Consider the following 13,852-nt stretch of genomic DNA (forward strand, 5'->3'; position numbering starts at 1 on the left):
CCGGGATGCCCAGCTCAGCCCGCCTCCCGGTCCGTCGTCAGCGACGCTTCGCGCTCTTCGCCCAGTTGGTCGCGGTGGTGCTGGCGGTGGGCGCGGCGGTGGCCGTGATCGCGGAGGGGCCGGGTGGGCACCCCGGCGCCGAACGGTTGGCCGCCGACGAGATCTCCACGGTGCCGCCGCTGGTGGCCGCGCCGCTGCCGCCGTCGGTGAGCCCGTCGCCCTCCGCGGTGGTCCCGTCCAGCCCGGCGCCCCCGGTGCTGCGGATGCCCGGTGCGGTTCCGAGCGCCGGCACCGGCGATTTCGGGTACGACGCCCGCTCCGGCCCGGTGTTGGGGCGAGCGGGTGAGCTGCGGCGTTACCGGGTCGCGGTGGAGTCCGGCAGCGACGAGGACGCCGCCGACTTCGCGGTGGCGGTCCAGACGGCGCTCGCCGGGCCGGGCAGTTGGGTGGACAGCGGCCGACTGCGGCTGCAACAGGTGCCGGGGGGTGCGCCGCGCGACTTCACCGTCTACCTGGCGACCGCCCGCACGGCGGGTCGGATGTGCGCGGACGGGGGAGTGGACATCCGGGTCGGGGGTCGGCCCTACACGTCCTGTCGCGCGCCCGGTCAGGTGATCATCAATCTGGATCGGTGGCGGCTGTCCGTGCCGCACTTCGTCTCCGCCGGGGTGCCGTTGGAGGTCTACCGGACGTACGTGGTCAACCACGAGGTGGGTCACCAACTCGGGCACCGGCACGAGCGTTGCCCGGGTGCGGGCCGGCCGGCGCCGGTGATGATGCAGCAGACGCTCTTCCTGAACGGGTGCCGGGCCAACCCGTGGCCGTACGTCGACGGGCGCCGGTACACCGGCCCGGCCCTCTGAGCGACACGCCGTCTGCCACCCCTCCATCAGGCGTCTTGCGGTAATAGCGGCGAAAACGGAGAAATGCCCGAATAATCTGGCAGGCTCGACGTCATGACGCCGTCGTCCCGATACGGCCCACCCCAGCCGCCCGACCCCTCGGGCCGGTCGGCGTACGTGCGTCCCACGCTGGCCCTGATGCATCGGCGACGTCGCCGTACCCTGCTGCTCGGCCTGCTCGTGCTCACCGCCGCCATCGGTGTGCCGCTGGCCGGGGGCGACGGCGAGCCGGCAGCGGTCACTCCCGCCGTCACCACCCAGGGCGGTACGGGTCGCGGCGGCGGTGCGGCGCATCCGGCGCCGACCGGCTACCCGTCGGTCGGGGCGGGACGCTTCGCGGCGGCCGACGGCGAGACGCCCGTGCACGGCACGGACGGGCCGCTGCGGCGGTACCGGGTCGTCGTCGAACGCGGCACCGGCCAGGACGCCCAGGCGTTCGCCACCCGAGTGGACGAGGTGCTGGCCGACCCACGGAGCTGGATCGGCTCGGGCGAGCTGCGGGTGCAGCGGGTCGCCGACGCCGGGGCCGCCGACTTCACCATCTACCTGGCCACGCCTGTCACCTCCGAGCGGATGTGCGCCGAGGGTGGGCTGACCACGGAGCAGTACACCTCCTGCCGCCTGCCCGGTCAGGTCATCATCAACCTGGCCCGCTGGATGGAGGCGGTCCCCGACTACGGTGCCTCGCTGGACACCTACCGGACGTACGTGATCAACCACGAGGTCGGTCACGAGTTCGGCGAGCAACACGAGGCCTGTCCCGAGCCGGGCGAGCCCGCCCCCGTCATGCAGCAGCAGACGTACGGCCTGGAGGGGTGCGTCGCCAACGCCTGGCCCTACCTCGACGGCCGACGCTACGCCGGTGACATCGTCCCCTGATCGGCCGCATCGTCGGTTATTCCCGCTCCCGCATCGCGGACCACGTGTCGTCCCTCATGGCCGAGGGGGGTCTGCGCGAGCGACAATGGCGCGGTTCACGCCGCCGATCCCGGGGAGTCCACCGTGTCGTTGCCCCCGCTCGTCGAACCCGCCGCCGAGCTGACCGTTGACGAGATCCGCCGTTATTCACGCCACCTGATCATCCCGGATGTCGGGGTGGCCGGGCAGAAGCGGCTCAAGAACGCCCGGGTGCTCTGTGTCGGCGCGGGTGGCCTCGGGTCGCCCGCCCTGCTGTACCTCGCCGCGGCCGGGGTCGGCACGCTCGGCATCATCGACTTCGACACCGTCGACGAGTCGAACCTGCAGCGCCAGGTCATCCACGGCGTGTCCGACATCGGCCGGTCCAAGGCCGAGTCCGCCGCCGCGTCGATCCGCGAGATCAACCCGCTGGTCACCGTGGAGATCCACAACACCGCGCTCGACCGGGAGAACGTCCGCGAGATCTTCGCCCAGTACGACCTGATCGTCGACGGCACCGACAACTTCGCCACCCGCTACATGGTCAACGACGCGGCGGTGCTGCTCGGCAAGCCGTACGTGTGGGGCTCGATCTACCGCTTCGACGGCCAGGCGTCGGTGTTCTGGGCCGAGCACGGCCCCTGCTACCGCTGCCTCTACCCGGAGCCGCCGCCCCCCGGCATGGTCCCCTCCTGCGCGGAGGGTGGCGTGCTGGGTGTGCTCTGCGCGTCGATCGGCTCGATCCAGGTGAACGAGGCGATCAAGCTGCTCACCGGCATCGGTGAGCCCCTGGTCGGCCGTCTGATGGTCTACGACGCCCTGGAGATGGAATACCGCAAGATCAAGGTTCGCAAGGACCCGAACTGCGTGCTCTGCGGCGACAACCCGACGGTCACCGACCTGCTGGAAGACTACGAGGACTTCTGCGGCGCGGTCTCCGAGGAGGCCCAGGAGGCGACGGTCGACTCGACCATCACCGCCCTGGAACTCAAGGAGTGGCAGGACGCCGGCAAGGACATCTTCCTGGTCGACGTGCGGGAGCCCGCCGAGTACGAGATCGTCCGGATTCCCGGCGCCACCCTGATCCCCAAGGGCGACATCATCTCCGGCGAGGCCCTCGCGAAGCTGCCGCAGGACCGGCAGATCGTGCTGCACTGCAAGTCCGGCGTCCGCTCGGCGGAGGCGCTCGCGGCGCTCAAGGCGGCCGGTTTCCGGGACGCCGTGCACGTGCAGGGCGGCGTGCTCTCCTGGATCAAGCAGATCGACCCGTCGCTGCCCGCGTACTGACCGAACGGGTCGGGGCGGCCGAACACCGCCGCCCCGGCCCGCCCCGGGCCTGCGCTGCGCCGGCCCTGTCGCGCCGCCCCGGCCCACGCCGCGCCGCGCTGCCGGCCTGCGCCGCGCCGTCCGCCCTGGGCCACGCTTCCGCCCTTGCAAATCGACGCAGATGACGCCGAGCAGCCCGACGGTCGGAGCGACGCAGCCAGTTCGGGCTGGCCGATTCTCTGAGGCGGCATCGCGTCTGCGCAGGTAGCGTCTCCGCCGTGGTCGACTTGGAAGCCGCGATCGGGTTCGTCGTGGCGCATGGGGATGCGGTGGAACGTGCCCGCCTCTCCTGGCTGCGCAACGGCACCCCCGTGCCCGCCGAGTTGCTGGAGACGGCCGAGGTCGGCCAGTCACCGGATGGCGGTTGGCCGGCCACCTGGGGCGGCCCGATCGCCTCGATCGACGCCACCTGTTTCCGGCTCGCCGAACTGGACGACCTGGGCGCGCTCGGCCGTCCCGCAGCCCGACGGGCGCTGGACTGGCTGGCGTCCCGGCAGCAGGCCGACGGCGGTTGGGAAGAGGACGCGTCGTTGGCCGACTCGGCGCCGGAGTGGGCCCGGCCGGGCGATCCGGAGGCCGGGTTCCTCGTGTCCGCCAACGCCGGTTTCTGGCTCACTGTGGCCGGCCTGGATGCCCGAGCCTCGGGCCCGCTGGACCACCGGGTCGGTGGGGCGTACGCCGGGGTGGTGCAGGCGGCGGCCCACTCGCTCGCCGCGCGGCTGCGCCCGGACGGCAGTTGGCCGTCGTTCCTCGCCGCAGGCTGGCTGAGCGCGGCAGTACTGCACCGGCAGGAGATGTTCCAGGAGTCGGCGCGGATCCAGGTGGTGCTCGCCGAACGGATGCCGAAGATGTCCCCGGGCAACGTGGCGTGGTTGGCGGCCACGCTGCGCCGGGCCGGCGTCGACCCGCAGGACTGGATCATGGTGCGGGCGCTGCGCCGGCTGGCCGAGACACAGCGCAGCGACGGCGGTTGGGAGAGCGACGACGGCCACCAGTTCGACGTACACGCCACACTGGCCGCGATCCGAGCCGCCCGGCCCGCGACGGCCGGATCCGCCGCGTAACCGGCTAGGGGCTTTGACCCGCCCTAGCGCAGGTGCCCGTCGCCGGTGACCACGTACTTGGTGCTGGTCAGCTCGGGCAGACCCATCGGGCCCCGGGCGTGCAGCTTCTGGGTGGAGATGCCGATCTCCGCCCCGAACCCGAACTCGCCGCCGTCGGTGAACCGGGTCGAGGCGTTGACCATCACCGCCGCCGCGTCCACCCGGGCCACGAACTCGCGGGCCGCGCCCGTCGAGTCGGTGAGGATCGCCTCGGTGTGCCCGGTGCCGAAACGGCGGATGTGCGCCACCGCCGCGTCCAGTGAGTCGACCACCGCGACCGAGATGTCGGCGGACAGGTATTCGGTGGCGAAGTCCTCCTCGGTGGCCGGAACGACGGCCGCGGAGTACGCGGCCACCTCGGGGGAGCCGTGCACTGCCACCCCCGCCTCGGCGAGCGCGGCCAGCATCGGCGGCAGGAACGCGTCGGCGACGTCGGCGTGCACCAGCAGCGACTCGGCGGTGTTGCAGGTGGACAGGCGTTGCGTCTTGGCGTTCAGCGTCACCGCGACGGCCTTCGCCACGTCGGCGGCGGCATCCACGTAGACGTGGCAGTTGCCCACCCCGGTCTCGATCACCGGCACTGTCGACTCCTCGACCACCGTGCGGATCAGCGACGCGCCGCCGCGCGGGATGAGCACGTCGACGAGCCCTCGGGCGCGCATCAGCTCCTTGACCGAGTCGCGGGAGCCGGCGTCGAGCAACTGCACCGCGTCGGCGGGCAGCCCGGCCCCGGCCACCGCGTCGCGCAGCACCGCGACGAGTGCGGCGTTGGAGTGGGCGGCCGAGGACGACCCGCGCAGCAGCGCCGCGTTGCCGGACTTGAGGCAGATCCCGGCGGCGTCCACCGTCACGTTCGGCCGCGCCTCGTAGATGATGCCGACCACCCCGAACGGCACCCGGATCTGACGCAGCTCCAACCCGTTGGGCAGGGTGGAACCACGGACCACCTCGCCGACCGGGTCGGGCAGCGCGGCCATCTGGCGCAGCGCGTCGGCGATGTCGGCCACCCGGCCCGCGTCGAGGGCGAGCCGGTCCAGCACGGCCGCGCTCAGCCCGGCCTCGCGCCCGGCCGCCAGGTCCGCCTCGTTGGCGGTGAGGATCTCCGGGGTACGCGCCACCAGCGCGTCGGCCATCGCCACCAGCGCGGCGTCCTTCACGGTACGGGTGGCAGTGGCCAGGTCGGCAGCGGCGTCCCGCGCCCGACGTGCCTGCTCGACGACGGTCATGCCTGCACTCCTCACAGCAGCACGAGGTCGTCGCGGTGGACGACCTCTCGTTCGTACGCCGGGCCGAGCGCCGCGGCGAGTTCGGACGTGGAACGGCCGAGCAGACCCGGTAACTCCACCGCGTCGTAGTTGACCAGCCCTCGGGCGACCGACGCCCCGGCGGTGTCCACCAGGTCCACCGGGTCGCCCGCGGTGAACGTGCCGTCCACGGCGGTGATGCCGGCCGGTAGCAGCGACTTGCGTCGCCCGACGACCGCGGCCACCGCGCCCGGGTCGAGGTGCAGCCGCCCTCGGGGCGACGTGGCGTGGGCCAACCAGAACAGTCGGGCCGTCGGGCGTTGCCGCTGCGGGTGGAAGAGCGTGCCGACGGGCTCGCCGGCCAACGCCGGGCCGGCCAGGTCGGCGGCGGTGAGCACCACCGGGATGCCGAAGCCGGTGGCGATCCGGGCCGCCTCGACCTTCGTCACCATCCCGCCGGTGCCGACGCCGGAGCGGCCGGCACCGCCGATGGTGATCCCGGCGAGATCCGCGTCGTCGCGGACCTCGGCGATCCGGGTCGACTGCGGGTTGGTGGGGTCGCCGGTCCAGAGCGCGTCGACGTCGGAGAGGAGCACCAGCAGGTCGGCGTGCACCAACGCGGCCACCAGGGCGGCCAGCCGGTCGTTGTCGCCGAACCGGATCTCCTGGGTGGCCACCGTGTCGTTCTCGTTGACGATCGGCACCGCCCGCAGGTCGAGCAGTTTGCGCAGCGTGCGGTACGCGTTGCGGTAGTGCGCCCGCCGGGTCACGTCGTCTACGGTGAGCAGCACCTGCCCGACCGTGCGGCCGTGCCGGGCGAAGCTGGTCGCGTACCGGCCGATCAGGAGGCCCTGCCCGACGCTGGCGGCGGCCTGCTGGGTGGCCAGGTCGCGCGGGCGTCGGGGCAGCCCGAGCGGGGCGAGGCCGGCGGCGATCGCGCCGGAGGACACCAGAACCACCTCGCGCCCCTCGGCGGTCAGCCGACCGAGGATGTCGACCAGCGCGTCGACGCGCTGGTCGGCCAGACCGCCGGTGGCGGTGGTCAACGAGGAGGATCCGATCTTGACGACGACCCGCCGGGCCGTCGTGACTGCGTCACGCACCCGCCCATTCTGCGTGGTCACGGCCGCACCGCCCGGCGGCGTTCCCATATGGTGGCGGATTGTGACACCTGACGAGTACGTCGAGGCGGTGCTCGACCTGGTCGAGCGGATCCCGGAGGGCCGGGTCATGTCGTACGGGGCGGTCGCCGACGCGCTCGCCGAGCGGTCGGGCCGCACCTCGGCGCGACTGGTGGGCAGCATCATGGCCCGCCACGGCGGCTCGGTGCCCTGGCATCGGGTGGTGACGGCGGCGGGGCGGCTGCCTCCGGGCCACGAGCGGGAGGCGCGGGCCCGGCTGCGCGCCGAGGGGGTGCCGCTCCGGCCGGCCGGGGTGGACATGGCGGCGGCCGGTTGGTCGCCGGACGAGGATCGGTGACCGGCGCCGAAGCGACGTGCGACGCGGTGCCCCGTTCCGGGTGGGGAACGGGGCACGGCGAGGCGGGTCAGAGCGGCATGGGGGACCGGACCTTGTTGTCGGCGGGCTTGAGGTCGGGCCAGGGGCGGTCCTGGGTGTCGTGGTGTTCGACCTCGAAGGTTCTGGTGTGCGCGTCGGGCCCCGGTTCACCCGGCACCAGTTGGGTGAACGTGTAGCGGCGCGACTCACCGCCCGGCACCCCGGGTAGCAGGCACGACAGCACGTACTTCTGCGGTGCGGGGTTCGGGTCGCACTTCGACCAGTCCCCGCCCGCCCGTTCGCCGACGTCGATGGAGTGGAATGCGACCTGCGGCGCGTCGAGCGTGCCGGCGTTGGTGACGGTGAAGACGGTGGTCAGTTCGCGCCGGGTGTCGGCGCCGGGGACGTCGACCAGTTCGTGGGTCATGCTCAGCCTCAGGTCGGTGCGTCGGGGGTCCGTGCCGAACGCGGTGGGGCCGCCGGTCTGCGCGAACCGCTCGCCGTCCCACCGGTACGTCCGTACCTGCTCCCGCCGCAGGTAGGTCGGTGTGCCACAGCACGGCACGAGGTCGGCGACGCGCACCTCGATCGACCCGGTCTGGTTCACCTCCACGGCGCGAACGTCCATGAACCCGTCGCCGGTCCGCACCACCCTGCCCACCGTCACGATCCGACCCTCCGGATCCCGGTCGAAGGCCACCACCTGCTTCGCCGACGCCTCGCCGTACCGGCAGGCGACGACGGCGAGGGTCTCGACGGCACCGTCGTCGTCCAGGTCGCCGTACCGGAAGGCGTCGTCCGCCAACTCCGGCACGAACAAGTCGGTCGTGTTGGTCTTGAGACGAACCTTCGAGGTGGTGCAGCCCTGCTCCGCCAGGCTCGACGGCCAGCTCGGCAGGTCGACGCGGGTGGCGAGCAGTTGGGCTCGACTGATCCGTCCGTCCGGGGCGCTCGGGGTGCCGGTGGTCGCCGACGGCGATCCGGTCGGTGGGGGCGTCGGCGGCGCCGACGTCGGTGGGGCCGTCGGCTCGACGGACTCGGCCGGCACCGGCGGGTTCCGGTCGCCGCGCAGCGCGGCGTTGGCGACGACGGGGGCCACCACCAGGACGACCGCCGCGGCGGCCACGGCCACCGCCGTCATCCGTCGGCGTCGGCGGAGGAGATGCCGGGCCTGGTCCGGGCCCGGGCCGGCGGCCTTGGTGACCACGTCGTTGCGGTAGGCGGTGAGCCGCTCGCGCAGTCGCGCATCCAGGTCAGACATCGCGCACCCCCTCGATGTTCTCGTCGAGCAGCCCGGCCAGGGCTGTCCGACCGCGGTGCAACCAGGACTTCACGGTGCCCTCGGCCACCCCCTCCTGGACGGCGATCTGACTCACCGACAGATCGGCCAGGTAGTGCAGGATGACGGCCCGGCGGTGGTTGGCGGGCAGTTGCGCCAGCGCCGCGTCGATCGCCACCCGGTCGGGGTTCGGGCCGGCGACCTCCGCCTCGCCGGGCCGCTGCCGCAGCAGGTGGTTGCGGGCGGTACGCAGGCGTCGCCAGCGGCTGCGGGCCAGGTTCCAGGCGACCCGGCGGACCCAGGCCACCGGGTCGTCGTAGCGGACCAGGCGGTCCCAGCGGGCCAGCGCCCGGTAGAACGCCTCCTGGGCCAGGTCCTGCGCCTGTCCGAGATCCCCGGTGTACGCGCACAGCTGGGCGGTCACGCTGCCGAAGTGCGCGTGGTAGAAGTCGTCGAAAGTGATCGTCACCTCGGCCGGGTCGGCCGTTCGTGCGGCCGGTGGCTCGTTGGCGCGGGCTCCCATCGTTGCTGTCACTGCCCCTCCCCCGTACCGCCGGGCTGGTCTGCCGTCGGCGCTGATAACACTCCGCGAGTGCGGAGGCGGTTGCGTGTCGTACTGCCGTCAACCCGACTGTGCGGATGCCCGTCAGTGCCGACGGATGAGGGGATGTGACCTCCGACATAACGTGAGTAACATTCGGGCCCATGGAAAAGCCGCCGGGCACCGGCTCGTCAGCCGCCGGTCCGCTGCCTCGCCCGGTGCACGCCGGCTACGCGCTCGGCTCGCTGGCGACCGGTGCGTTCGGCACCGTGCCCGGCCTGCTGCTGCTGCCGTACCTGACCGACACGCTGGGCGTCGCCGCCGGACTGGCCGCCCTGCTGGTGCTGCTGCCGAAGGCCTGGGACGTACTGGTCAACCCGGTCGCCGGGCGGATCTCCGACCGCACCCGGTCACGCTGGGGGGCTCGCCGCCCGTACCTGCTCGTCGCCGGTCTCGCGCTCGCCGTGCTCTTCGCGTCGATCTTCGCCGCGCCGTTCGGCAACGGCCCGGCAGCCGCGGCGTACGTGGCGTTCGCCTTCCTCGCCACCGCCACCGCTTTCGCCTTCTTCCAGGTGCCGTACGTGGCGATGCCGGCCGAGTTGACCGACGACTACGCCGAACGCACCAGGCTGATGACCTGGCGGATCGCGGTTCTCGCGTTGGCCATCCTGGTCTCCGGTGCGGTCGCCCCGCTGGTGGTGAGCGCCGGTGGTGACGGTGTGGCCGGGCACCGGTGGATGGGGCTGTTCGTGGCGGCGCTGATCGCCCTCGGCGCCCTCGGGGCGTTCCTGGGCACCCGGTCCGCTCCGACCGGCACGGTGGGCGGGAGCGAGCCGACCCTGCGCGCCCAACTCGCCGTGGCCACCGCCAACCGTCCGTTCCGGGCGCTGCTGATCTGTTTCGTCGTGCAGTCCGCCGGGGTGGCGACGATCCTGGCCGGGGTCAACTACTTCGCCGGGCAGATCCTGCGCGACGACGAGAGCGGGCCGACCCTGCTCTTCGTCTGCTTCGTCGGGCCGGCGCTGCTGGTCATGCCGATCTGGTCCCGGGTCGGTGCCCGGCTGGGCAAGCGGACCGCGCTGGTCGTCGCCTCGCTGATCCTCGCCGCCGGGGCGCTCGCCCTGGTCGCCGCGTCGGTGCTGCCGACTGTCGCCGTCTACCTGGTGGTCGCGCTGATCGGCGTCGGGTACGCCGGGCAGCAGGTCTTCGCGCTGGCGATGCTGCCGGACTGCATCGCGTACGACACCGCGCGCACCGGTCGGCGACAGGCGGGTGTGTTCACCGGCCTGTGGACGGCGGGGGAGACCCTCGGTCTGGCGCTGGGTCCGGGCATCTACGGACTGGTGCTCCAGCTCTCCGGCTACGTGTCCTCCGACACCGGAACGGCCGCCACGCAGTCCGACGGTGCCCGCCTGGGCGTCCTGCTGGGCTTCACCGTCATCCCGGCCCTGTTGATCGCCCCTCCGATCCTCCTGCTCCGCCGCTACACCCTCACCCCGGCCGTGCTGGCCGACGTGACCCGTGACGACCGCGTCGATCATGGAGTTGTGGTGGGGACGAAAGCCGTTGACTGTCACGAGAAGGGCACCATGACTCCATGATCGACGAGAGCACTGTCGAGGACCGGGCCGCGTTGCCTGTCGGGGTCGCGGCGGAGGTCGCGTTGGCCGAGGTGCGGCAGTTGCGCGCCGGGGACCGGCCCACGCACGGCGGGCAGCTGTTCGCGTACGTCTACGACCCGGCGGTGCCGGGCCTGGACGAGTTGACCGCCGCCGCGCACCGAGAGAGCGCGCACGTCAACGGGCTCGACCCGACCGCGTTCCCGTCCCTGCTGGCGATGGAGAACGCCTTGGTGGGCGCCGCCGCCAGGGTCCTCGGAGCCGGCCCGGGCACAACCGCCCCGGACGTCGTCGGCAGTGTCACCAGCGGCGGCACCGAGTCGCTGATCCTCGCGGTCAAGACGGCGAGGGACGCGCACCCGGAGATCGCCGAGCCCCGGATCATGGTGCCGTCGAGTGCCCACGCCGCGTTCGCCAAGGCGGCGCACTACCTGCGGGTGGCGATGGACGTCGTGCCGGTCTCCCCGGACACGTTGCGTCCCGACCCGGCCGCGATGGCCGCCGCGATCCGCCCGGAGACGGTGCTCGTCGCCTGCTCCGCGCCGTCGTACGCGCACGGGGTGGTGGACCCGGTCGCGGAGATCGCGGCGGTGGCCGCCGAGGCCGGGGTGCGCTGTCATGTGGACGCCTGCTTCGGCGGCTGGACCCTGCCGTACCTGCGTCGCCTCGGTGAGCCGGTGCCGGCGTTCGACTTCGCGGTCCCCGGGGTCACCTCCATCTCGGTGGACCTGCACAAGTACGCGTACGCGCCGAAGGGTGTGTCGGTGCTGCTGCACCGCGACGCCGCGCTACGAGCGCCGCAGTACTTCGCGTACGCGGACTGGCCCGGCTACACGATGATCAACCCGGTGATCGCGTCCACCCGTTCGGGCGGGCCGATCGCCGCCGCGTACGCCACCGTGCGGCACCTGGGCGACGACGGTTACCTGCGACTCGCCACCGTCACCCGGGACGCGGTCGCCGGTCTGGCCGACGCGGTCCGCGCCGTCGACGGACTGCGGCTGATGGTCGAGCCGGAGTCCACAGTGGTCTGCTTCACCGCCACCGATGACGGCCCCGACCTGTTCGTCCTGGTCGACGAGCTGACCGCACGCGGGTGGCACACCCAGCCCCAACTGTCGTACGCGGGGCTGCCGGCGAGTGTGCACCTCACGGTGACCGCCTCGGTCGCGCCCCGGGTCGCCGAGTTCGGGCCGGACCTGGCCGACGCGGTGGCCGCCGCCCGGGCGGCCGGTCCGGTCGCCCTACCGCCGGAGCTGACGGCGCTGGCGACGTCACTGACCCCGGACGCGCTCACGCCCGAACTCGTCGCCGGGCTCGCCGCCGGTCTCGGACTCGGTGGCGGGGGCGCGTCGACGCCGGACCGTCTGGCGGTGGTGAACACGCTGCTCGACGCCGCCCCACCGGCGTTGCGCGAACGCCTGCTGGTCGAGTTCGTCGGCCTGCTGCAACGTCCCACCTGGTGACGCCGGGTCCGGTCCACCGTCGCGGGACGGCGGACCGGACCGGCAGGTTCAGCGGTAGGTGATCGAGACCGTGTTGTCCACCTCGTAGACCTCCTCCACGGGGTCGAGGTTCGCGTCCATCGGTCGGGCGTGCACGTCGGCCTTGCCGGTGCCCACGGTGCCCGCCGGAACCCGGAAGCCGAGGACGAGCTTGATCTCCTTGCCGGTGTCGAGCCGGTCCAGGTCGCACGTCACCGGCTCCCGGGTCGTCTCCGGATCGTTGCGGCACGCCGCCCAACCACTGCCGTCCGGGCGGAACTCCGGCGGCAGGCCCAGCCGCAGCGCCACGTGGGCGGCCGACCCGGCGGTGTTGCGGATGTGCACGGCGACCGTGCCGATCCTGGAGCCGTCCGCGTCCTCGGCGAGCACCAGGTTCGTGGCGGTGACGACGAGGTTGACGTCATGCCGGTTCGGGCCGAATGTCGTCGGCCCGGTGACCTGGGCGAAGGCGTCGCCCGTCCAGCGGTAGCCCCGCCACTGCCGCTGCGACCACTCGGCGGGCCAGCCGCCCCCGGGGGCGATGTCACCCACCTGCACGCGGACCGTGCCGTCGTCCACCACGTCGAGGGCGAACAGCCACTCCGGCTTGTCGATCGTCGTCACCACCACCCGGCCGAGTGCGATCACCTTCCCCTGCTCGTCCCGGTCGAAGGCGACGACCTGCATCGGCCCACGAGTGCCGAGCACACACTGCACGAGCGCCACCGTCTCCACCGCACCGTCCCCGTCGACGTCGCCGTGGTCGAGCGCCACCAGCCAGTTGACCCCCTCGCGGTTGTCGCCGCTGATCCGTACGCCCGACGTCGGGCAGCCGCGCCCGGCCCGCCAGGCCGGCAGGGTCACCGACGCGCCGAGCAACTGGGCCCGACTGAGCTGGCCGTCCGGCACGGCGGAGGCGGGGCCGCCGGTGGTCACGGAGGGGCCGGGAGTCGGGCTGGTCGAGCCGTCCGGGGTGGGCGACGCCGAGATGCTCGGTGTCGGGTCGACCGGACCCGGCTGGTGGTCCGGGCCGCTCATCGCCGCGTACCCGATGGCGGACCCGCCGAACAGCGCGAGCGCCGTCGTGGCGGTGGCTCCCCACCGGCGTCGGTTGCGACCTCGCACCGTCCGCCGGACGGCGGCGGGACCGGGCACCTCGATCTTCTCCAGCACGGTACGGCGGTAGGTGGCGAATTCCTCGGCGAGGCCGAGGGTCTCCTGCTCAGACATCCCGCACCTCCTCGTTGGTGTCCCGCAGATGCGTGGCGAGGGCGGTGCGGCCCCGATGCAGCCACGACTTGACGGTGCCCTCGGCGACCCGCTCCTCAGCGGCGATCTCGGCGACCGACAGATCGGCGAGGTAGTGCAGGACGACCGCCCGTCGCTGTTTCGGCGGCAACTTCGCCAGCGCGACGTCGAGGGCGACCCGGTCGGGGCTCGGCCCGGCGACGTGGGTCTCCCGCTGCCGCGACAGCCACGACTGGGCGGTCCGCAGCCGCCGCCAGCGGGTGTGGCCGAGGTTCCAGGCGACCTTGCGTACCCAGGCCAGCGGGTCCTCGTACCGGGCGAGCCGGTCCCAGCGGGCGAACGCCCGGCAGAACGCCTCCTGGACCAGGTCCTGCGCCTGCCCACGGTCACCCGTGTACGCGGTGAGCTGCACCACCAGTGACCGGAAGTGAGCGTGGTAGAAGTCGTCGAAGACCAGTTCGGTGACGGCCGGGGTGGAGTCGCCCAGCGGGTCCGGCGGTCGTCCGCCCACCTGTACTTCTCCTGTCACAAGCACTCGTCCTCCCCGTGGTGGCCGCGGGCGACGTGTTCGCCGGCACCGGTCACACACTCAGGTCCGTCAGAGGGTTGCGCGCCGATCAGTGTCGATTCCTTGTCGGCTCCGGGACAGCCGGCGGGGACTCCAGGCCACTCACCACCGGACCGGGGCGCCGCCGCCTGTGATTCACTGTCG

12 protein-coding genes and 1 pseudogene are annotated in these 13,852 nt (G+C 73.0%); 7 read left to right on the forward strand and 6 right to left on the reverse strand.

The features are described from left to right. The first annotated feature begins 5 nt into the window (after nucleotides 1-5). From O7617_RS15690 to O7617_RS15705, 4 genes and pseudogenes are all read left to right on the forward strand, one after another. On the forward strand, nucleotides 6-863 hold the full coding sequence (locus O7617_RS15690; protein WP_282264424.1) for a DUF3152 domain-containing protein: 858 nt from the start codon (nucleotides 6-8) through the stop codon (nucleotides 861-863). A gap of 177 nt (nucleotides 864-1,040) precedes the next feature. Beyond that, the gene (locus tag O7617_RS15695) at nucleotides 1,041-1,781 is read left to right on the forward strand and encodes a DUF3152 domain-containing protein (RefSeq protein WP_282264425.1); all 741 of its coding nucleotides are present in this window, start codon (nucleotides 1,041-1,043) and stop codon (nucleotides 1,779-1,781) included. A gap of 56 nt (nucleotides 1,782-1,837) precedes the next feature. Beyond that, nucleotides 1,838-3,086 (forward strand): annotated as a pseudogene (gene moeZ, locus O7617_RS15700) (adenylyltransferase/sulfurtransferase MoeZ). Between the two features lie 206 nt (nucleotides 3,087-3,292). Beyond that, on the forward strand, nucleotides 3,293-4,189 hold the full coding sequence (locus tag O7617_RS15705) for a prenyltransferase/squalene oxidase repeat-containing protein (protein WP_282264753.1): 897 nt from the start codon (nucleotides 3,293-3,295) through the stop codon (nucleotides 4,187-4,189). A 23-nt stretch (nucleotides 4,190-4,212) separates the two neighbouring features. On the opposite strand, the gene O7617_RS15710 is transcribed toward O7617_RS15705, so the two are convergent. After that, the gene (locus tag O7617_RS15710; protein WP_282264427.1) at nucleotides 4,213-5,454 is read right to left on the reverse strand and encodes a glutamate-5-semialdehyde dehydrogenase; all 1,242 of its coding nucleotides are present in this window, start codon (nucleotides 5,452-5,454) and stop codon (nucleotides 4,213-4,215) included. Nucleotides 5,455-5,465: 11 nt separating this feature from the next. After that, on the reverse strand, nucleotides 5,466-6,623 hold the full coding sequence (gene proB / locus O7617_RS15715; RefSeq protein WP_282264428.1) for a glutamate 5-kinase: 1,158 nt from the start codon (nucleotides 6,621-6,623) through the stop codon (nucleotides 5,466-5,468). Between the two features lie 13 nt (nucleotides 6,624-6,636). Here proB and O7617_RS15720 point away from each other — a divergent pair, with 13 nt between their 5' ends. Beyond that, a complete protein-coding gene (locus tag O7617_RS15720; RefSeq protein ID WP_282264429.1) occupies nucleotides 6,637-6,951 on the forward strand; it encodes an MGMT family protein in 315 nt (104 codons plus the stop codon). 67 nt (nucleotides 6,952-7,018) lie between these two features. Here the strand turns inward: O7617_RS15720 and O7617_RS15725 are convergent, their stop codons facing one another. Together O7617_RS15725 and O7617_RS15730 are read right to left on the reverse strand one after the other, a co-directional pair. After that, a complete protein-coding gene (locus O7617_RS15725) occupies nucleotides 7,019-8,230 on the reverse strand; it encodes a hypothetical protein (protein ID WP_282264430.1) in 1,212 nt (403 codons plus the stop codon). Beyond that, the gene (locus tag O7617_RS15730) at nucleotides 8,223-8,771 is read right to left on the reverse strand and encodes a SigE family RNA polymerase sigma factor (protein ID WP_282264754.1); all 549 of its coding nucleotides are present in this window, start codon (nucleotides 8,769-8,771) and stop codon (nucleotides 8,223-8,225) included. Before O7617_RS15730 ends, O7617_RS15725 begins: the two co-directional genes overlap by 8 nt. 182 nt (nucleotides 8,772-8,953) lie before the next feature. On the opposite strand from O7617_RS15730, the gene O7617_RS15735 reads away from it, so the two are divergent. After that, nucleotides 8,954-10,390 carry an MFS transporter gene (locus tag O7617_RS15735; protein ID WP_282264431.1) on the forward strand — a complete coding sequence of 479 codons (1,437 nt, stop codon included), beginning with the start codon at nucleotides 8,954-8,956 and terminating at the stop codon, nucleotides 10,388-10,390. Beyond that, nucleotides 10,387-11,874, forward strand: coding sequence for an aminotransferase class V-fold PLP-dependent enzyme (locus O7617_RS15740; protein WP_282264432.1), 1,488 nt, complete (start codon nucleotides 10,387-10,389; stop codon nucleotides 11,872-11,874). The genes O7617_RS15735 and O7617_RS15740 overlap by 4 nt, the downstream gene beginning before the upstream one ends. 48 nt (nucleotides 11,875-11,922) lie before the next feature. Here the strand turns inward: O7617_RS15740 and O7617_RS15745 are convergent, their stop codons facing one another. Together O7617_RS15745 and O7617_RS15750 are read right to left on the reverse strand one after the other, a co-directional pair. After that, on the reverse strand, nucleotides 11,923-13,122 hold the full coding sequence (locus tag O7617_RS15745) for a hypothetical protein (protein ID WP_282264433.1): 1,200 nt from the start codon (nucleotides 13,120-13,122) through the stop codon (nucleotides 11,923-11,925). Further along, nucleotides 13,115-13,651: a SigE family RNA polymerase sigma factor gene (locus O7617_RS15750; RefSeq protein ID WP_282264434.1), complete on the reverse strand. Its 537-nt coding sequence runs from the start codon at nucleotides 13,649-13,651 to the stop codon at nucleotides 13,115-13,117. Before O7617_RS15750 ends, O7617_RS15745 begins: the two co-directional genes overlap by 8 nt. Between the last annotated feature and the right edge of the window lie 201 nt (nucleotides 13,652-13,852).

It is taken from the genome of Micromonospora sp. WMMD1155 (assembly GCF_029581275.1).
In the GTDB taxonomy this organism is placed as follows: Bacteria; Actinomycetota; Actinomycetes; order Mycobacteriales; family Micromonosporaceae; genus Micromonospora.